17 protein-coding genes are annotated in these 18,683 nt (G+C 66.3%); 10 read left to right on the forward strand and 7 right to left on the reverse strand.

The genetic code is table 11. The features are described from left to right. Positions 1 to 7: 7 nt before the first annotated feature. Together rpoN and lptB are read right to left on the reverse strand one after the other, a co-directional pair. Entirely contained in the window at positions 8 to 1,540 is a 1,533-nt protein-coding gene (gene rpoN, locus NDB2M1_RS21070; RefSeq protein ID WP_072384644.1) for an RNA polymerase factor sigma-54, read from the reverse strand. A 29-nt stretch (positions 1,541 to 1,569) separates the two neighbouring features. Further along, positions 1,570 to 2,337, reverse strand: a complete 768-nt coding sequence (gene lptB, locus NDB2M1_RS21075; protein WP_072384645.1) for an LPS export ABC transporter ATP-binding protein — start codon at positions 2,335 to 2,337, stop codon at positions 1,570 to 1,572. 186 nt (positions 2,338 to 2,523) lie between these two features. On the opposite strand from lptB, the gene NDB2M1_RS21080 reads away from it, so the two are divergent. Both NDB2M1_RS21080 and NDB2M1_RS21085 read left to right on the forward strand, forming a co-directional pair. Then, complete coding sequence (locus NDB2M1_RS21080) at positions 2,524 to 2,907, forward strand: hypothetical protein (protein ID WP_253185983.1); 384 nt, start codon at positions 2,524 to 2,526, stop codon at positions 2,905 to 2,907. Between the two features lie 67 nt (positions 2,908 to 2,974). Next, positions 2,975 to 4,321 (forward strand): TldD/PmbA family protein, encoded by a 1,347-nt coding sequence (locus NDB2M1_RS21085; protein ID WP_072384646.1) that lies wholly within the window; start codon positions 2,975 to 2,977, stop codon positions 4,319 to 4,321. A 27-nt stretch (positions 4,322 to 4,348) separates the two neighbouring features. Here NDB2M1_RS21085 and ppa read toward each other — a convergent pair whose 3' ends face one another. The 3 genes from ppa to NDB2M1_RS21100 form a co-directional block, all read right to left on the reverse strand. After that, positions 4,349 to 4,882: an inorganic diphosphatase gene (gene ppa, locus NDB2M1_RS21090; RefSeq protein ID WP_054121397.1), complete on the reverse strand. Its 534-nt coding sequence runs from the start codon at positions 4,880 to 4,882 to the stop codon at positions 4,349 to 4,351. Positions 4,883 to 4,977: 95 nt separating this feature from the next. Beyond that, entirely contained in the window at positions 4,978 to 5,664 is a 687-nt protein-coding gene (locus NDB2M1_RS21095; protein WP_253185984.1) for a DUF1345 domain-containing protein, read from the reverse strand. 1 nt (position 5,665) lies between these two features. Further along, on the reverse strand, positions 5,666 to 7,675 hold the full coding sequence (locus NDB2M1_RS21100; RefSeq protein ID WP_083555035.1) for a M61 family metallopeptidase: 2,010 nt from the start codon (positions 7,673 to 7,675) through the stop codon (positions 5,666 to 5,668). 118 nt (positions 7,676 to 7,793) lie between these two features. Between NDB2M1_RS21100 and hisS the strand changes: the two genes are divergently transcribed. The 8 genes from hisS (at position 7,794) to NDB2M1_RS21140 (ending at position 15,892) form a co-directional block, all read left to right on the forward strand. Further along, positions 7,794 to 9,074: a histidine--tRNA ligase gene (hisS, locus tag NDB2M1_RS21105; protein ID WP_072384647.1), complete on the forward strand. Its 1,281-nt coding sequence runs from the start codon at positions 7,794 to 7,796 to the stop codon at positions 9,072 to 9,074. Then, complete coding sequence (gene prfA / locus NDB2M1_RS21110) at positions 9,071 to 10,141, forward strand: peptide chain release factor 1 (protein ID WP_072384648.1); 1,071 nt, start codon at positions 9,071 to 9,073, stop codon at positions 10,139 to 10,141. The genes hisS and prfA overlap by 4 nt, the downstream gene beginning before the upstream one ends. Continuing rightward, complete coding sequence (gene prmC / locus NDB2M1_RS21115; RefSeq protein ID WP_072384731.1) at positions 10,134 to 10,964, forward strand: peptide chain release factor N(5)-glutamine methyltransferase; 831 nt, start codon at positions 10,134 to 10,136, stop codon at positions 10,962 to 10,964. The genes prfA and prmC overlap by 8 nt, the downstream gene beginning before the upstream one ends. A 276-nt stretch (positions 10,965 to 11,240) precedes the next feature. Further along, complete coding sequence (locus tag NDB2M1_RS21120; protein ID WP_371328228.1) at positions 11,241 to 12,113, forward strand: DUF4167 domain-containing protein; 873 nt, start codon at positions 11,241 to 11,243, stop codon at positions 12,111 to 12,113. A 36-nt stretch (positions 12,114 to 12,149) separates the two neighbouring features. Further along, positions 12,150 to 13,718 carry an apolipoprotein N-acyltransferase gene (lnt, locus tag NDB2M1_RS21125; protein WP_083555011.1) on the forward strand — a complete coding sequence of 523 codons (1,569 nt, stop codon included), beginning with the start codon at positions 12,150 to 12,152 and terminating at the stop codon, positions 13,716 to 13,718. A 44-nt stretch (positions 13,719 to 13,762) separates the two neighbouring features. Next, complete coding sequence (gene metK / locus NDB2M1_RS21130) at positions 13,763 to 14,968, forward strand: methionine adenosyltransferase (RefSeq protein ID WP_072384650.1); 1,206 nt, start codon at positions 13,763 to 13,765, stop codon at positions 14,966 to 14,968. A 292-nt stretch (positions 14,969 to 15,260) separates the two neighbouring features. Then, positions 15,261 to 15,551 (forward strand): nucleotidyltransferase family protein, encoded by a 291-nt coding sequence (locus tag NDB2M1_RS21135; protein ID WP_072384651.1) that lies wholly within the window; start codon positions 15,261 to 15,263, stop codon positions 15,549 to 15,551. Further along, positions 15,551 to 15,892: a HepT-like ribonuclease domain-containing protein gene (locus NDB2M1_RS21140; protein ID WP_072384652.1), complete on the forward strand. Its 342-nt coding sequence runs from the start codon at positions 15,551 to 15,553 to the stop codon at positions 15,890 to 15,892. Before NDB2M1_RS21135 ends, NDB2M1_RS21140 begins: the two co-directional genes overlap by 1 nt. Before the next feature lie 4 nt (positions 15,893 to 15,896). Here NDB2M1_RS21140 and NDB2M1_RS21145 read toward each other — a convergent pair whose 3' ends face one another. Together NDB2M1_RS21145 and NDB2M1_RS21150 are read right to left on the reverse strand one after the other, a co-directional pair. Further along, entirely contained in the window at positions 15,897 to 17,198 is a 1,302-nt protein-coding gene (locus NDB2M1_RS21145; protein ID WP_072384653.1) for an acyl-CoA dehydrogenase family protein, read from the reverse strand. Continuing rightward, entirely contained in the window at positions 17,195 to 18,544 is a 1,350-nt protein-coding gene (locus NDB2M1_RS21150) for a phosphotransferase family protein (RefSeq protein ID WP_072384654.1), read from the reverse strand. The genes NDB2M1_RS21145 and NDB2M1_RS21150 overlap by 4 nt, the downstream gene beginning before the upstream one ends. Positions 18,545 to 18,683: the final 139 nt, after the last annotated feature.

Consider the following 18,683-nt stretch of genomic DNA (forward strand, 5'->3'; position numbering starts at 1 on the left):
GAAGGGTCTAGCGCACTCCGGCCAGCGCCTTCTGCCGCCTGCGCTGCACCGAACTGCCCAGCCCGATGGCCTCGCGGTATTTCGCCACCGTCCGCCGCGCCAGATCGAAGCCGCGCGCCTTGAGCAGATCGACGAGCGTGTCGTCCGAGAGCACCGCCTTCGGGTCCTCGGCATCGATCAACTGGCGGATCGCCGCCTTCACCGCTTCTGCCGAAACCGCGCCGTCGCCATCCGCCGAGGCGACACCCGACGTGAAGAAGTACTTCAGCTCGAACGTGCCCCGTGCACAGTGCAGATACTTGTTCGAGGTAACGCGGCTGACGGTCGATTCGTGCATCGAGATCGCCTCCGCCACAGTTCGCAAGGTCAGCGGCTTCAAGTGGGCGACGCCCAAGCGGAAGAAACCTTCCTGCTGCTTCACGATCTCCGCTGCCACCTTGAGAATGGTCTTCTGCCGCTGATCGAGCGCCTTCAGTAGCCAGTTCGCATCGGCAAGCCGCTCGCCCAGCCAGGCCTTGGCGTCCTTGCCCACACAGGCGTGGCGCATCTCGACATAGTAGCGCCGATTGACCACGAGGCGCGGCAGGGTCGCCGGATTGAGCGCGATGTCCCACCCCGGCGCACCGTCATCGCCGATCACCGCCTGCACGAGGATATCGGGCACCACCGCCTCGGCCGGACCGCTGCCGAAGCGCAGGCCGGGCTTGGGATCATAACTGCGCAGCTCGCGCAGCATGTCGGCAAAGTCCTCGTCATCGACCTGGCACAGCCGCTTCAACCGCGCGATTTCCCCGCGCGCGAGGAGGTCGAAATTGTCGATCAAGCGCGCCATGCAGGGGTCATAGCGGTCCGCCTCGCGGGCCTGCAGCGCAATGCATTCGGAGAGGTTGCGGGCGCCTACGCCGGTCGGATCGAGCGACTGGACGAGGGCGAGCGCGGACTGCATTGCTGCCTGCGGGAGGCCAAGCGCCTCGCCCGCTTCACCCAGCGTGGTCGTGAGGTAACCCGCCTCGTCGATCTGATCGATCAGCCAGCGCGCGGCAAACAGCTGCATCGGATCTGAAGTCACCGCGCCGATCTGGGCATGAAGGTGCTCGGCCAGCGTCTCGCTTGCCCCACCGCGCTCGTCGATATCGGGCGCCTCACCCCCGGCGCTGCTGGCCGAGCCGAAATCGCCCAAGCTGTCCGTGAAGTCGCTCCGCGTGCCATCTCCCGTGTCACGGTCCCGGTCGAGCGCGCTGGCGTCGATATCGAGCGGGCGATCATCCGCTGCACGACCTTCGCTGACCAATTGATCGACCGGGGAGGATTCGAGCGTGGTCCGGCGCAGGCTATCCGGCTCGCCCTCGAACACGGCATCGATGCCGCTTTCCGGCGCGCCTTCGCCCAGTTCGAGCAGCGGGTTCGAATCGAGCGCATCGCCGATGAAGGCCTCGATTTCGAGGTTCGACAGCGCCAGCAGCTTGATTGCCTGCTGGAGCTGCGGGGTCATGACGAGGGATTGGCTCTGGCGGAGGTCGAGCCGCGGACCCAGCGCCATGGCCCGCTATCCTCCCGTCTCGGGCAGCGTCATAGCGTGAAGCCCTCGCCGAGATAGAGCCGACGCACGTTGGGATCGGCCACCAGCGCTTCGGGACTGCCGGCGAACAGCACCTGCCCGCCATAGATGATGCAGGCGCGGTCGACGATGTCGAGCGTCTCGCGCACGTTGTGGTCAGTGATCAGCACGCCGATGCCGCGGTTCTTGAGATCGATAACGAGGTGGCGGATATCGCTGATCGAGAGCGGATCGATGCCCGCGAAAGGTTCGTCGAGCAGGATGATCGAGGGATTGGCCGCCAGCGCGCGCGCAATTTCGCAGCGCCGCCGCTCACCGCCCGAAAGCGCCATCGCGGGCGAGGTGCGCAGGCGGGTAAGGCCGAATTCATCGAGCAGCCGGTCGAGCTCCGCCGCGCGGGTCGCTTTGTCGGGCTCGACCAGTTCGAGCACCGTATTGATGTTCTGCTCGACCGTCATGCCCCGGAAAATCGAGGTTTCCTGCGGCAGATAGCCGAGACCGAGGATCGCGCGGCGATACATCGGCAGGCGGGTGATATCGACGCCATCGAGCAGGATGCGGCCCGAATCCGGCCGTACCAGCCCCATGATCGAATAGAAGCACGTCGTCTTGCCGGCACCGTTGGGCCCGAGCAGCCCCAGCACTTCGCCCTTGCCCACGGACAGCGAGATATCGGTCAGCACGGCGCGCTTGTCGTAGCTCTTGGCGATCGAGACCACTTCGAGCCCGCCCTGTTCCAGAGCGGCATGGTTGGTCGCGGTGGCGGGCGTTTCGTCCATAATCGAGAAGGTCCATAGCCCGGTCTGCGGCGCGGGCAAAGCCCGTCTGCGCGCCTTTGGCAGGATTTATGCATGGCTGATCGCAGGATGCAGCGCGACACACCCCCGGTAATATTGCAGCGCTTGAAACATGGCCGAATGCGTGTTTTACTCGTGGTGGAGAGTGTGAAAACGGGGGCACCACCGATGCGCAAGGGTATTGCTGCGGGTCTGGGAAGCGAAGGCACGGCGATGCAGGGCCATGCACTCGATTGGCGCAAACGGATGAGCGACACCGTCGCCTACAGCCTGCTTGTCTATACCAGCCTCCAGATCTTCGTGACCTTGCGTACGCTTGAAGGCTCGAGCGGTTCGATGTTGCCCATGATGGCGCTGGTTGTGCTGGTCGCAGGCGTCATCCCGATGTTCCGCCACTTCGAGCGCCGCTGGGAGGCCCTGAGCGATAGCGACGCGGCCGATCCGGCGCGCCGCAGCGATTTCCGCCGCGATCAGATGGCTACCTGGGCGGTAGCGATCGGCCTGCCGTTCCTGCTCGCGGCGGTGTTCCGGCTGCTCGTCACGCTGTTCTGATTGCCCGCCGCGCGGCGGCACCTATATGCGGGGCCTGACACTGATCTGCTGAAAGGCCCGTTTCCCGATGCTGTCCCCCCAAGAGGCCCAGGAGCGCTGCCACGCGCTGATCGAGCGCGCGCGCAAGGCCGGCGCTGAAGCGGGCGATGCCGTCTATATCGCCGATTCGTCCGAAGCTGTCTCGGTGCGCCTCGGCGCGCTGGAAGATGTCGAGCGTTCCGAGTCCGAACATATCGGCCTGCGCGTCTTCGTCGGCGGCGCCTCGGCTTCCATTGGATCGACAGACCTGGCAGACGGCGCGCTCGACGAACTGGCCAGCCGCGCGGTCGACATGGCGCGCGCCGCTCCTTCCGACAAGTTCGCCGGCCTTGCACCGCAAGAGCTGCTGCTTCGCACTGCTCCGCCCGAACTCGATCTTGTCGATGAATACGAGCCCGATCCGCAGACGCTGCGGCGCTGGGCCGAGGAAGCCGAAGATGCTGCCCGCGCGGTTCCCGGCGTCACCAACAGCGAGGGCGGCAGCGCCAGCGCGGGACGGGGCGTGGTCGCGCTTGCCACCAGCCACGGCTTCAGCGGCGCCTATGCCGCAACCAGCCACGGTCGCTCGGCCAGCGTGCTCGCCGGAACCGACAGCGGCATGCAGCGCGACTATTCCTGGCGCAGCGCCCGCCACATCGCAGACCTGTTATCGCCCGCCGAAATCGGCCGCGAGGCGGGCGAGCGAACTGTCGCCCGCGTCAATCCCGGCCGGGTCAAGAGCGGCACTTATCCGATCGTGTTCGATCCGCGCGTCGGCAGCTCGCTCGTCGGCCACCTGCTCGGTGCGATGTCGGGTTCGGCCATCGCCCGCCGCGCGAGCTTCCTGCTCGACAAGGACGGCGCGCAGATCTTCGCTGCCGCGATCACCATCAGCGAGGACCCGCTGCGCCAGCGCGGCCCCCGCTCGCGCCCGTTCGACGGCGAAGGGCTGCCGACAGGCGCACGCAATCTGGTCGAGGATGGCCGCCTCACCGGCTGGCTGATGGATTCCGCCGCGGCACGCCAGCTCGGTGCGACGCCCACCGGCCATGCCTCGCGCGGGGGATCAGGCGCACCGCATGTGACCGCGGGCAATCTCGTGCTGCAGCCGGGCACTGTCAGCCGCAGTGCGCTGCTGGGCGACATCAAGGACGGGATCTACGTGACCGAGCTGATCGGCCACGGCGTCAACGGCGTGACCGGCGACTACAGCCGCGGCGCCTCGGGCTTCCGCATCGTCAATGGCGAGATCGCCGCGCCGATTGCCGAGTTCACCGTGGCCGGGAACCTGATCGACATGTTCGCGCGGCTGGTCGCGGCGGACGACCTTGAAACCTGGCGCGGGATCGATGTGCCCACGCTCATGATCGACGGCCTCAGCGTCGCGGGTGATTGAGGGCGCAGCAGCGCCCTCAAAACCAGATTACTTGGCGGCCTTGGCCCGCTCGATCGCTTCGATCGTGATGCGCTTGGCATCTTCGGCGCCGCCCCACTTGCCGACGCGGACCCACTTTTCCTTTTCGAGGTCCTTGTAGTGGGTGAAGAAGTGCTCGATCTGCTGCAGCACGATCTCGGGCAGGTCGCTCTTTTCGGCGACGTCGCGGTAGTAGGGGAAGGTCTTGTCGTCGGGGACGCAGACCAGCTTTTCGTCGCCGCCGTGCTCGTCTTCAAGGTTGAGCACCGCGATCGGACGGGCGCGCACGACCGAGCCGGGGACGAACGGCGAGCGCGCGATCACCAGCGCATCGAGCGGATCGCCATCGGGCGAAAGCGTGTGCGGCACGAAGCCGTAGTTCGCCGGATAGCGCATCGGGGTATGCAGGATGCGGTCCACGAACAGCGCGCCAGAGGCCTTGTCGAACTCGTACTTCACCGGCTCGCCGCCCACGGGCACTTCGATGATCACGTTGAGCGTTTCAGGCGGATTCTCGCCGGTGGGGATCATGTCGATGCGCATGGGATGCTTTCGCTGGGCGCTGCGGCCGGTGGAACTTGCGCGCGTGCTCTAGCGCCGCGCTTTGTGCGCCGCAACATGAACGTGGGGCAAAATGGCTAGATTCCGCCGATCCCGTTGATCGTGAAGGCAATCACGCCGATGTTGAAAATGAACGCGGCGAAGGAATGCGCGGTGACGATCCGACGAATCGTGCGGGATGAAATCTCCACATCGGACGTCTGGAACGTCATCCCGAGGGTCAGCGAAAAGTAGGCGAAGTCGAAGTAATCGGGATGCCCGCTGCCGGGGAACTCCAGCCCCCCGGCATCCTCTCCCGGAACCGCCCCGGCACGGTAATACTCGTGGGCGTAGTGCAGCGCATAGACCACATTGGCGAAGAGCCAGGTCAGCAGCAATGTAACGATCAGGCGGAGCAGCGCGCCCGGTTCGCCATGCTTTGCTGCAGGCAATTCGCCGGCAATGGCCGCCATGACCACCAGCGTAATCAGCGTGCTGACCGCGAGGACCACGGTCCGGTTGGCGTCGTTCTCCTCCGAATGACGCCGCATCGTCTCCTTCTTGCATTCGCGCAGCAGCGGGATCAGCGAAAGAAGGAAGCCGGTGACCGCGAAATCGAACCCGACGACCAGCGCATCGGCCAGATCGGCGTAGCCCGTCATCCAGCCGCGCGCGGCAAAACCGCCGATCAGCAGCCCCAAGAACAGCACGAAACGCGGCGGGGCAAAGCGCTGGCCGAACCGCAGTGCGGCCTGCTGTTCTCCAGCATCGCCGCGCTTCCCCACCTTACTTCGCCGCTGCCTTCTTGGCCGCCGCCGCGCGGGGTGCCAGCAGCTTGTCGAGCCCGGTCGGCGCGGTCCCCGAAGCGGCGCGCTCCAGCCACGGCCAGCGCAGGCCGTCGTGGTATTCGATGCGGATCGGACGAACCAGATCGTCGCGCTTAACGATCAGGTCGATCGGCATGTTGGTGCCCTTGGCGGCGGTGATCGCGGCCTTGATCGTCTCCTGATCGTAGGTCTTGCCGTTGACCGAGATGATCTGCATCCCCGTTACCAGCCCCGCCTTGAACGCCGGGCCATCCCAGCGGCTGCCGGTGATCTTGCCGTCGTTGTCGATGGCAAGGCCGATCGAATGGTTGAGCGAGATGTATTTCGCCGCCGCCATGCGTGCCTTGTCATAGGGGTTGGGCTCTTCCTTCCACGCCAGCTTGTAGCCGCCGCGCTCGATCCCGCCGAGCGGCGAGGGCTGGCCCGGGGTCTGGACGCGGGTCTTGATGAAGCCGGCCCAGTCGTAGGGATAAATCGTATTGAGTGTCTGGATCACATCGGACAGCTCGTAGGTCAGCGAGCCCCAATCGCCGTCCCGCATGCCGAAGAAGGCCTTGGCGAAATCGTCCATGCCCTTCTTGCCGCCGGTGCCGTCGCGGATGATCGCCTCGGCCTCCAGCCAGATCAGCGCGCCTTCGGTGTAGTATTCCTCATTCCGCGCGAGCGAGGAGAACGGCTTGGCCTTGCGGTTGGCGATGATCGGATCGTGGGTGGTATCCTCGACCGAGCGCCATTCGCGCCCCGGATACTGGGTGAACGAGCCAGCATAGTTGGCGAACTGGCCGAGCACCTGCTCCTTGCTCTGGACGCCCGAACGCGCGGCGAGCACGAGGCCCCAGAACTGGTTCTGCCCTTCATATACCCACAGCAGGTTGTCCTGCATCGGCACACGGTAGTCCGGCGTCCACAGCTTGGCCGGGCGGCGGAACTTGCCATCCCACGAATGCGACAGCTCGTGCGGCACGACGTTGCGGTCCCAGTCGCCCGCCGCCCAATCGACAAGGGTGCGAGGCTCGTACTGGTTCTCGCTCGACCGGTGATGCTCCAGCCCGATGCCGCCCATGCGGTCTGTCAGCGCCAGCAGCAGGTCGTAGTGATCGAAGTGCTTCGAGCCATAGGCCAGCAGCGCCTCGTCGACGAGGTTGCGATAGGTCTGCAGGTTCTCGGGCGCGATCTTGAGGAGCTCCGGCTTGTCGGCCACGAGATCGAGGTAGACGCCTTTCCCGAGGTCATGCCGGTCCGCATAGAGCCCGGCGAAGATCGGCGAATCGACCAGCGTCTCGTAGTCGGTCTCGCTCCAGGTCACGACATTGCCGTTCGCCGACTTGCCATCGAGCGCGGTGAACACCTGCCAGTTCGCCGGGAACGTCACCGTGGGCTTCACCTTGATCGCCCTCACATAATGCCCGGCAGGATAAAGGCTCATCTTCTCCCACTGCAGGTTGAGCATCTCGCGCGTCATCGTGATGCGCCCCTCGCTTTCACGGAGCGGCGAGGTGTGGATGAACGTCGCGGTGATCTCGGACGCGCCAGCGGGGACGTCGACGTGGAAGGCAAACACATCGACCGGATCACGCGTCCAGCTCAGCAGCTGGCCAGCCGCGCGGAAGCGGATGTCGACCAGTTCGGCGATGGTGCCCTTCGGCCCGTGGTTCCCCGGCAGCCATTCGGGGTGGAGCAGCGTGAGCTTCGTCGTGCCTTGCGGCACCGGGATCGTCTCGGTCACGCGGTAGGCGCCGGTGGTGGTATCGCTGGCATCGATCGCGAGCTGGATCGTGCCGGGCCAGGGCGTGTCCTGCGCGTCCGGGATGGTCTGTGCGATCGGCACCGCCATCGGGCGACTGTTCGACGCCGGCTGGACCTGCGCGCAGAGCGGGCTGGTGGTGGCGAGCAGAGCTGCGGCAAAAGTCAGCAGGGCGACATTGGGCAGGGCGGCAGGGCGCGTCGGGCGCTTCTTGAAGGTAATCATCGCCGCTTCATGGCGCGAAGCTTTTGCGACTGCAACCGGCAGTCGCTCCGGCCTCTTGGCGCGCAAAGGTGCAGACCCTTTCCCCGCGCCGACATTCCCGCTAATCGCGCGGGCCATCATGAGCAGCGACAAGACCAGATCCGCACCCGCTACCCCGCAGGCCATCCGCGGCACGCAGGACATCTTCGGCCCCGATGCCGAGGCCTTCGCCTTCGTGGTGGAGACCTTCGAGCGCGTCCGCCGGCTCTACCGCTTCCGCCGCGCCGAAATGCCGGTGTTCGAAAAGACCGCCGTGTTCAGCCGCAGCCTCGGCGAGACGACCGACGTCGTTTCCAAGGAAATGTACAGCTTCGAGGATCGCGGCGGGGAATCGCTGACGTTGCGCCCCGAGTTCACCGCCGGCATCGCGCGCGCCTATCTCACCAACGGCTGGCAGCAGCACGCGCCGCTCAAGCTGGCGACGCATGGCCCGCTGTTTCGCTACGAGCGCCCGCAAAAGGGTCGCTACCGCCAGTTCCACCAGATCGACGCCGAAATCCTCGGCGCGGGCGAACCGCAGGCGGATGTCGAACTGCTGGTGATGGCCGACCAGATCCTGCGCGAACTGGGCATTGCCGACGGCGTGACGCTGCAGCTCAACACGCTGGGCGATGCCCCCAGCCGCGAGGCGTGGCGCGCAGCGCTGATCGACTACTTCCGCGCGGTGAAGGGCGACCTCAGCGAGGATTCGCAGGAACGCCTCGAAAAGAACCCGCTGCGCATCCTCGACAGCAAGGACCCGCGCGACAAGGTGTTTACGGCGGATGCACCGAAGATCGATGCGTTCCTTTCGGACGAGGCGCAGGACTTCTTCGGCAAGGTAACGGCGGGGCTGGATGCCGCTGGCGTGGCCTGGACGCGCGCCCCAACGCTGGTGCGGGGGCTGGACTACTATCGCCACACCGCGTTCGAATTCGTCACCGATCGCCTCGGCGCGCAGGGCACCGTGCTCGGCGGCGGTCGCTATGATGGCCTGATCGAAGCACTGGGCGGGCCGCACACCCCGGCCGTCGGCTGGGCAGCGGGGATCGAGCGGCTGGCGATGCTGGTGGGGGCTGCTGGTTCCGTGCCACAGTCGATTTTGGACATTGCCGTTGTCGCTGAAAATCCGGCGTGGGACGACGAAGCAAATCGCGTCGCAATCGAACTTCGCCGTGCCAATATGGTCGCAGAGGCCTTCTCAACCGGCAGTGCTCGCAAGCGATACGATCGAGCGCTCAAGCAGAATCCGGCTTGGGTCTATTCGCTCGACATTCGTAACGGAGAACCATCCGTTGCTGGCCGCGCACTTATCGAGGGTCACCTTGATCCTGAGAGACTCGCAACTCTCATGTCCAGAATTGATCCCCGTCTGCCGTGAGCGTTTCAGACCAGCGCCTTGCCCAGATCGCGGCCCGCTTCGCTGAACTCGAGGCGCGGCTCGCTTCGGGCACGCTGGAAGGCCCGGCGTTCGTCGCCGCGAGCCGGGACTACGCGGAGCTAGAGCCCGTCGCCCGCGCTGCCGCGCATGTCAGCGCGATGCGGGGTGAACTCGCGGCACTGTCTTCTAGCACAGATCCCGATCCGGAGATGCGCGCCCTCGCCGAAGAGGAAATCGCCCATCTCCGCGCCGAACTGCCGGATGCAGAGCGCACCCTCGCCATCGCCATGCTGCCGCGCGACAGTGCCGACAGCCGCCCCGCGATGCTCGAAATCCGCGCCGGGACCGGGGGCGACGAGGCCGCGCTGTTCGCTGCCGACCTTTTCCGCATGTACGAGCGTTTCGCTGCCGAACAGGGCTGGCGGGTCGAGATGGTCTCCGCCAACGCCAACGAGATCGGCGGCTTCAAGGAAGTTGTCGCCAACGTTGCAGGGCAGGGCGTTTTCGCCAGGCTCAAGTACGAAAGCGGGGTCCACCGCGTGCAGCGCGTGCCCGTGACCGAAAGCGGCGGGCGCATCCACACCAGCGCGGCGACCGTCGCGGTGCTGCCGGAGCCCGATGAAGTCGATGTCGCGATCGAGGACAAGGATCTCAAGATCGATATCTACCGCGCATCCGGCGCGGGCGGGCAGCACGTCAACACCACCGACTCCGCCGTGCGCATCACGCACCTGCCCACCGGCCTTGTCGTGACTTGTCAGGACGAGCGCAGCCAGCACAAGAACAAGGCCAAGGCCATGCAGGTCCTGCGCGCGCGGCTCTACGAGAAGATGCGCGATGAGGCTCAGGGCGCCGAGGCCGAAGCGCGCAAGGCGATGGTCGGCTCGGGCGACCGCTCCGAACGCATCCGCACCTACAACTTCCCGCAAGGCCGCGTCACCGATCACCGCATCAACCTGACGCTGCACCGCCTGCCCGAGATTCTCGAAGGCCCCGGGCTTGGCGAACTGATCGATGCGCTCGCCGCCGAAGATCAGGTCAAGCGCCTCGCCGCGCTCGATGCCTGATATCCGCTCTGCGCTGCGTGAGGCCACCGAGCGGCTCTCGGCCACCAGCGACACGGCGCGGCTCGATGCCGAACTATTGATGGCGCATGCGCTCGGCGTTTCGCGCACAGAACTGCTGCTGCGACACCTCCATTCCGGACCTCCAGCAAGCTTCACGTCCATTCTGGACCGCCGCCTGAACCACGAACCGATCGCCTATATCCTTGGCTCGCAACCCTTTTATGGCCTTGATCTCGAAGTCGGCCCCGCCGTGCTGATCCCGCGCGGGGACAGCGAGATGGTGATCGAAGCGGTCAGACTTGCACGCGAAGGCCAGCCGACAAAGCGCATCCTCGATCTCGGCACCGGCTCCGGCGCGCTGCTGCTGGCCGCGCTGACGATCTGGCCTGAGGCGCAGGGGATAGGCCTCGAACGCTCCGGCGCGGCGCGGGAGGTGGCTGCGCGCAATGCCGAAGCCAATGACCTCACATCGCGCGCTCGCATCATCGCTGGCGACTGGACGCAAGGCGGGTGGGGTAGTGATCTCGGCCGGTTCGACCTGATCCTCGCCAACCCGCCCTACGTCGAAGAGGACGCCGAACTGGCGCCTTCCGTCCGCGCGCACGAGCCGGCCGAAGCGCTGTTCGCCGGACCCGATGGTCTCGACGACTACCGTCTGCTGATCCCGGCGATTCCGCACCTGCTCGCCCCCGGAGGCACCGCGATGTTCGAGATCGGGGCAAGGCAAGGCGATGCTGTTTCGGCGCTGGCCCGGGAGGCCGGGCTTGCCGCCAAAGTCCATCCGGACCTCGCAGGCAGGCCACGTGCAGTCGAAATGGCGTGAAACGGGCAAACATTTTGCTTGGCAAGGCGGCGCTGCGTCCCTAATCACTATCGCAGGCAGGGCGACGGATGAAGGCTTCCCGTCCCGGCTTACTCCACCATTTGCATCGATCGCCGGCAGGGCAGGCTGGCAACGCGCAGATGCTGGACACCGCGAATGGCAGCATTCGTGGTGGAGGATGCGCGGCAGCGGGGTCATGCAGTCCGGACCCAGGAGTTGCGCCACGTCAGGCCCACGTTGAAAAGAACGGGGTCAAGGTTGCACCAGAACAGGAAAGTGCCTGACTTGAACAACAATCGTGGGAACAACCGCCGGCGCGGTCGCGGGAACAACAACCGCCCGCAGGGTGGCGGCCAGCAGCTAAACCGTATCGACAGCCGCGCGCGGGGCAATGCGCCCCAGATGCTCGAAAAGTATCGCAAGCTGGCGCAGGACGCGCATCTCAACGGCGACCGTGTGCAGGCGGAGTACTACCTGCAGTTCGCGGACCACTACTTCCGCGTCATCGCCGACAGCCGCACCCGGATCGACGAGCAGCGCCAGCGCCCCAACGGCGAGCGCTGGAGCGAGGCGGAAGGAGAGGACGACGGCACCGACTTCTCGATGGACAACGACTTCCCCGCCTTCGATCGCCCGCAAAGCCGCCGCGACGAGAACCGCGAGTCGCGTGATAACCAGCAGCGCGAAGCGCGCGACAACCGTGAGCCACGTGACAATCGCGAGCCGCGCGAACACCGCGATCAGCGCGAGTACCGCGAACCGCGTGAGCAGCGCGAAAACCGCGAGCCGCGCGAAAACCAGCGTGCGCGTTTCGAACCGGCGCCCGTAGCCGAAGGCATGGTCCGCGCGGACGAAGGCGAGCCGATCACCGATGCGGCTGACAATCCCTTCGTTCGCGAGAGCCGCTCGCAGCGTGGTCTGCGTCCGCGCAGCGACCGCCGCCCCCGGCGCGAGACCGAAGAAGCACCTGCCGCCGCGCTCGATCCGATGAGCCTGCCGCCCGCGATCGGCGTGCGTGCAGCCCCGGAACCCGGGCCGGCTGAGGAAGCGCCCGCGGCCAAAGCACCTCCTGCGGCAACGGAAGCACCTGCGCCCAAGCGTCGGGGCCGTCCGCGCAAGAACCCGCTGCCGGAAGCGGCAGAAGGCTGATCGCGGCCTTTCGCAGCGCCTGAGCGAGGCCGCGGCGTGCCGGTAACTACAAAGCGCTTCGCCCCGCTCGCGCTGATCGGCGCGGGCGCTCTGGCCGCGACGGGCTTCCAGCCGCTGGCGCTGTGGCCCTTCACGCTGGCGGCGCTGGCCTTCCTGATCCACCGGATCGAGCAGGCCGGTTCGGCTCGCCGCGCCGCGCTGGCGGGCTGGCTGTTCGGGCTCGGCTACTTCACGCTCGGCAACAACTGGATTGCCACGGCGTTCACTTATCAGGCAGCCATGCCCGCCTGGCTCGGCTGGATCGCGGTCTTGCTGCTGGCAATCTACCTTGCGATCTATCCGGCACTGGCCGCCTTCCTCGCCAAGTGGCTGGCGAAGCGCTTCAAGGCGGCGCTGCTTCCGGCCTTTGCGGGATGCTGGATCATCGCCGAGTACCTTCGCGCAACGCTGTTCACCGGCTTTGCGTGGAACCCGCTCGCGATGGTGGCGCTGGGCGGGTTCGGAAGGCCTGGTCTGGCCGCCATCGCGCCGTGGACCGGAACATATGCCTTGTCCGGCATCGTCATGCTGCTCGCCGGTGTCTGGCTGATGGCATGGCGGACAGCGAAGGTGGGCAAGCTCCACGTAGCCGCGATGACGGCGGCACTTCCCGCCGCGCTCATGATGCTGCCTTGGCACGGCAAGGGCGGCGAGGGGCATCTTGCCTATACCCTTGTCCAGCCCAACATCGGACAGGACACGATCAACGATCCGAGCTTGTACGAACGCCAGTTCCAAGGCATCGGGCGCCTTTCGCTCACGCCGAAGCCGGGATCGACCAGAATCGTGCTGTGGCCCGAAGGCGGGCTGCCCGACTATCTCCGGCCCGGCTATCCGCAGTTCTTCTACAATGCGACCACCTTCGGCGCAGATCCTGCGCTGGCCCGCGCACGGATCGGGCGGGTGATCGGCCCCGGCAGCCTGCTCCTGACCGGCGCAACCGATCTCGTGATGGAGCGAGGCGAGGTCACGGGTGCACGCAACGTCGTCACCGCGCTGGACGCAGGCGGCGCGATACGGGGCAGTTACGCCAAGGCACATCTGGTGCCCTACGGCGAATACCTGCCGATGCGCGCATGGCTCGCGCCGCTGGGTCTTTCGCGGCTGGTTTCGGGCAGCCTCGATTTTCTCCCCGGCCCGGGACCGCAGACGCTGGACATGGGAGTCCACGGCAAGGCGGGCGTGCAGATCTGCTACGAGATCATCTTCTCCGGCGAAGTGGCCGACCGAGCGCACCGGCCGGACTACATCTTCAACCCCTCGAACGACGGCTGGTTCGGCGCCTGGGGCCCGCCGCAGCATCTGGCGCAGGCCCGCATGCGCGCGATCGAAGAAGGGCTCCCGGTCCTGCGCGCCACGACCACCGGCATCAGCGCCGTGATCGATGCCGACGGTGTGGTTCGCCAGTCCGTGCCGCGCCTCAGCGCGGGCCGGATCGATGGCATGGTGCCGCCGGCACACGCGCCGACACTGTTCGCGCGGCTCGGCAACCGGCTGGCGCTTGCGTGGGCGCTCCTGATGATTGGCGCTGCGCTCGTGGTTGCAAGGCGGGGCGGAGGGCGCTAGGGAGGCCACATAAAGGATTCTTTATATCACATAGGAAGCCCCTCATGCGCACCGACTACCTGTTCACGTCCGAAAGCGTTTCCGAAGGCCACCCGGACAAGGTTGCCGACCAGATCAGCGACGGCATCGTGGACCTGTTCCTCACAAAGGACCCCGAAGCGCGCATTGCCTGCGAGACGCTGACGACGACGCAGCTGGTGGTGCTGGCCGGTGAAATCCGCTGCAAGGGCGTCTACGAGGACGGCGAATGGGCCCCGGGCGCGCAGGAAGAGATCGAGAAGACCGTGCGCGAGACGGTGAAGCGCATCGGCTATGAGCAGGACGGCTTCCACTGGGAGAAGTTCGAGTTCATCAACCGCCTCCACGGCCAGTCCGCGCACATCGCGCAGGGCGTCGACGCGGCGGACAACAAGGACGAAGGCGCGGGCGACCAGGGCATCATGTTCGGCTATGCAACTGACGAGACGCCCGACCTGATGCCGGCGACGCTCTACTACAGCCACAAGATCCTCGAGCGCATGGCTGCCGACCGCCACTCCGGCGCGGCACCGTTCCTCGAGCCGGATGCCAAGAGCCAGGTCACGCTGCGCTACGAAGGCTCGCTCCCCGTCGCCGCGACCGCCGTCGTCGTCTCGACCCAGCACGCGCCGGGCTATGACGAGGGCGAGAAGGAAGCCGAACTGCACGCCTATGTGAAGCGCGTCGTCGCCGAGGTGATCCCGCCGGTGCTGCTGCGCGAGACCAAGTACTACATCAACCCGACCGGCTCGTTCGAGATCGGCGGTCCCGATGGCGACGCCGGCCTGACCGGCCGCAAGATCATCGTCGACACCTACGGCGGCGCGGCCCCGCACGGCGGCGGCGCGTTCTCGGGCAAGGACCCGACCAAGGTCGACCGTTCGGCGGCCTACATCACCCGCTACCTCGCCAAGAACGTGGTCGCCTCGGGCCTTGCGACGCGCTGCACGATCCAGATCGCCTATGCGATCGGCGTTTCCGAGCCGCTCTCGCTCTATGTCGACACGCATGACACCGGCACGGTGGGCGACGACAAGATCGAGGAAGCAATCAAGGCCATCACCAAGCTGGGCGGCCTGACCCCGCGCGCGATCCGCACGCACCTGGGCCTCAACAAGCCGATCTACCAGCCGACCGCTGCTTACGGCCACTTCGGCCGCAAGGCGGATGGCGATTTCTTCCCGTGGGAGCGCCTCGACCTCGTCGATGATCTGAAGGCCGCGTTCGCCTGATCAAGGCCTGGCCGACGGCGCGAATGTTGGAAGAATGGCGACAAAAGCGACACCGTGTCGCTTTTCGGAATGCGCCTTAAGATACTGATCTGAAAGTGTGATTCCCGCACAAAGTGACAGATGACACTTTGTGCGGAAAATCGCGCATGGGCAGAACGACGATAGCAAAGAGCGGGAGGCCGAGGGCCGGGTGCGCTTGTACCGGATTGCCGCCATGTAGGAAAATGGAGTTCGGCGAGACTGTTCGACCGACACCTTGCACTCTATTCCCGAGCGCCATAGATTCGCTGCCATGGATCATGCCAGCATCCTGACCCGCCACCGCGCCGCCGTGATCGCATGCGCGGCACAGCGGCGCGCCGCAAATCCGCGCCTGTTCGGGTCGGTACTGCGAGGGCAAGCGACCGCGCTGAGCGACTTCGACATCCTTGTCGATCCTCTTCCCGGAGCCACGCTGTTTGACCTCGGTGGTCTTCAGGCAGACCTTGAGGACCTGCTTGGCGTGCGGGTTGACCTGCTCACACCCGAGGATATCGCGCCCGAATTTCGGGAGCAGATCGTCGCCGAGGCGCGCCCGATCTGATGGCGCTTTCTGCGCAAGACCTGCTGAAGCATATTCGCGAAGCCGCAGAGCAAGCTCTGACCTACACCGAAGGCATGGAGCGTGACGACTTCCTCGGCGACAAGCGCACGCAGCAAGCGGTGATCCTGAACCTTGTGATCATTGGCGAGGCAGCAACCAAGCTGATGGATCAGCATGCCGAGCTTACGGACGCGCACAGGCACATCGAATGGCGCGCGATCCGGGGCATGCGGAACCGGATCGCGCATGGCTATTACGACATCAATCTGGACATTGTCTGGGAAACCTTGTGCAGCGCGCTGCCGATACTTCTCGATCAGCTAAACGGGTTGTCCGAGTAGCCCCCTACCCGAACATCCCCTTGCGCGGCCCGAGATAGCCGAACAGGTACGCGCCGACCTTGCGCATCTGGATTTCCTCCGCGCCTTCGGTGATGCGGTAGCGGCGGTGGTGGCGGTAGATGTGCTCGAACGGCTTGTGGCGTGAATAGCCGATGCCGCCGTGGACCTGCATCGCGCGGTCCGCCGCTTCGCAGACGAGGCGGTTCGCCCAGTAGTTGCACATCGAGACCTTGTCGGAGAGCTCGCGCTCGATGCGCTTGTGGCCGCCTTCCTCGGCCTCGAGACGGTCCATTTCCCACGCCGTCTTGCGGATGAGGAGGCGCAGCATCTCGCACTGGGTGGCAAGTTCCACGAGCGGGAACTGGATCGCCTGATTTCGCGCCAGCTCTTCGCCGAAGGGCTTGCGTTCGCGCGCATAGCGTACCGATTCCTCGATGCAGAACGTGGCCGCGCCCAATGAGGATGCAGCCTGCCGGATGCGGTTCTGGTGGACGAAGCTCTGCGCGATGGCGAGGCCGCCGCCTTCCGGCCCAAGCATCGCGGATTCGGGCACCCAGACATTGGTGAGCGAAAGGCGCGGGTGGTCGGTCGGCATGTTGAAGGTCCACATGTATTCCTCGATCACCAGCCCCGGCGAGGGATTGGGCACGAGGAGACAGGTGATCCCGCGCGCGTCGCCCGGCTCGCCCGCCGTGCGCGCGAAGACGGCGCAGTGGCTGGCGATGTGCATGCCGGTGATCCACATCTTCTCGCCATCGATGCGCCAGCCGGGGACGCCATCTCGCGTCTCGCGCACCGCGCGGGTTTCCATATGCGTCGCGTCCGAGCCGTGCCGCGCTTCGGTGAGGCCGAAAGACACGCGACGGGTGCGGGCGAAGCCGCCGAGGATGAATTCTTGCCTCTGCTCGGGCGTGCCGAAATGTTCGAACATGTTCACGAACGGGAAGTTGCCGACGATCGAGTGCTCGTTCTGCAGATCGTTGTGCAGGCCGAGGCCCTTGGCCGCGAAATGCTCGCGGATCACTGCCATCCAGAGGTTCTTGCCGTCCTTGCCGCCGTATTTCTTGGGCGCGGAGAAGCGCCAGTGTCCGGCGGCATCGGCGCGGCGGGTGGCTTCGATCAGGAGGGCTTCCCATTCCTGGCGCGGCAGGCCCTGATCCTCGAAATCGGTGCGCGCCCATTCGCGGCGGTGGTCGAAAAAGCGGATGTTGTCGTCCGCCTGCTCGAGCGGCTTGATCTCGGCCTCGATGAAGGCATCGAGTTCGGCGAGGTAGTCGACAAGCTCCTGCGGCAGATCGAAGTTCATGGTGTGCTCTCCCAAATGCGGCGCGCTTCGCTGAGCGCAGGGTATTTCGGCATGTCGGCCGCCAGCGTATCGAGCACGCGGCGGCGCAGATCGGCGAGGAGGCCGGGCTGCGCCAGTGTGGTGCGGCCAGACAGGATGGCCTCGCACAGCGCCTTGTCGTGGGGGTCCGGCCGACCAGCCAGTTCGCGCCGCACGATGCCGAGCGCGTTCTGCGCCACGGCGAGTTCGAAGCGCTCGCGCCCGGCGGCCATGTGCGGCTTCACGGTGGCGGCGAGCCATTCGGAAACAGCTGCGAGGATTTCGGCGGCGCTGGGCTCGCCTTCGCCAGTGGGCGGCGCGGATGAGGGCGGCGGCAGGGGCCGCGCGCGCTCCGTTTCGGGCGCTTCGGTTTCGAGCAGGAGCAGCAGATCGAGATCCTGCTCCGCCGCGCGCCGCGCCACCACGACGCGTTCGAGCGAGCGGTCCGCGCCGCTGCGCCAGCCTCTGCCCATCGAGAGTGCGGAGAGCGCCCACCACACCGTGCGGTAGATCAGCCAGAAGCGGAAGCGGGCGGGTTCGAAGGCGGTGCCGCCCGCTGCTTCATACGCGCGGGCGAGGTCTTCAATGCTGCCGAGCCCGAAGCCGCGCTTGTCGAGCCGGCCGAAGCGCCAGACGGTCATGCAGCCGAAGGCGAGGTCCTCGTGGGCATCGCCGAGGTGGGCGAGCTCCCAATCGAGCAGGGCCGACAAGTGCCCATCGTCGACCATGATATTGCCGATGCGCAGATCGCCGTGGAGCACGGCGAGCGGGGCGGGCGGCGGCAGATTGGCGCGCAGCCAGGCGAGACCGAGCGCGATGGCGGGCCGGTCTCCGCCTGCCTCGGCGAACTGCGCGGCGAGGCCTTCGACGCCGGCGGTCGGCTCGAGCACGGGCAGGAACGGCAGCGCGGCGGGATCGAGCGCGTGGACCTTGGCCATCGCAGCGGCGATTTCAGCGAGCAGCGCAGGCGGGGAGGTGAGCGCATTATCCGGATCGGGCGAGCCCGGCACGCAGCGCATGATGAAGCCGAGGCCGATATCATCCTGCGGTTCGAGTTCGGCGACCACTTCGGGGGCGGGAACACCGTTTGCCTGCGCGCAGCGGATCACCGCGGCTTCCCTGGCCATGTCGAGCGCGCGGCCCGCGACCCATTCGGCGGAGGGCGCCCGGCGGAGGACGAAGGCTTCCCCGCCGACCTCGAAGCGCCAGCTTTGCATGTTGGCACCGCCGGACAGGCGCAGCAGGTCCGTCACCGGGCCGAGACGACTGGCGCGCGCCATCACCCGCTGAAGGCCCTCGGCCAGGGCTTGCTGGGACTCCGCCGTCATCCGCTCCTCTTGCCCGCTTTGCACCGGGCTATTCGCTTTGCTGTTGCTCGCGCCACTATCATTAATCGCGCGGTTAATGTCTAGCGCCCCATCTGCAAGACAGGCCGGGCGGCATGTGCGACCACCTGCGGGAACAGTG

This window comes from Novosphingobium sp. NDB2Meth1 (assembly GCF_900117425.1).
Lineage (GTDB): Bacteria > Pseudomonadota > Alphaproteobacteria > Sphingomonadales > Sphingomonadaceae > Novosphingobium.

Coding starts and splice junctions, on each gene's coding strand:
- rpoN (WP_072384644.1), bottom strand. CDS start 1,540: ATGGCGCTGGGTCCGCGGCTCGACCTCCGCCAGAGCCAATCCCTCGTC.
- lptB (WP_072384645.1), bottom strand. CDS start 2,337: ATGGACGAAACGCCCGCCACCGCGACCAACCATGCCGCTCTGGAACAG.
- NDB2M1_RS21080 (WP_253185983.1), top strand. CDS start 2,524: ATGCGCAAGGGTATTGCTGCGGGTCTGGGAAGCGAAGGCACGGCGATG.
- NDB2M1_RS21085 (WP_072384646.1), top strand. CDS start 2,975: ATGCTGTCCCCCCAAGAGGCCCAGGAGCGCTGCCACGCGCTGATCGAG.
- ppa (WP_054121397.1), bottom strand. CDS start 4,882: ATGCGCATCGACATGATCCCCACCGGCGAGAATCCGCCTGAAACGCTC.
- NDB2M1_RS21100 (WP_083555035.1), bottom strand. CDS start 7,675: ATGATTACCTTCAAGAAGCGCCCGACGCGCCCTGCCGCCCTGCCCAAT.
- hisS (WP_072384647.1), top strand. CDS start 7,794: ATGAGCAGCGACAAGACCAGATCCGCACCCGCTACCCCGCAGGCCATC.
- prmC (WP_072384731.1), top strand. CDS start 10,134: ATGCCTGATATCCGCTCTGCGCTGCGTGAGGCCACCGAGCGGCTCTCG.
- metK (WP_072384650.1), top strand. CDS start 13,763: ATGCGCACCGACTACCTGTTCACGTCCGAAAGCGTTTCCGAAGGCCAC.
- NDB2M1_RS21135 (WP_072384651.1), top strand. CDS start 15,261: ATGGATCATGCCAGCATCCTGACCCGCCACCGCGCCGCCGTGATCGCA.
- NDB2M1_RS21140 (WP_072384652.1), top strand. CDS start 15,551: ATGGCGCTTTCTGCGCAAGACCTGCTGAAGCATATTCGCGAAGCCGCA.
- NDB2M1_RS21145 (WP_072384653.1), bottom strand. CDS start 17,198: ATGAACTTCGATCTGCCGCAGGAGCTTGTCGACTACCTCGCCGAACTC.
- NDB2M1_RS21150 (WP_072384654.1), bottom strand. CDS start 18,544: ATGACGGCGGAGTCCCAGCAAGCCCTGGCCGAGGGCCTTCAGCGGGTG.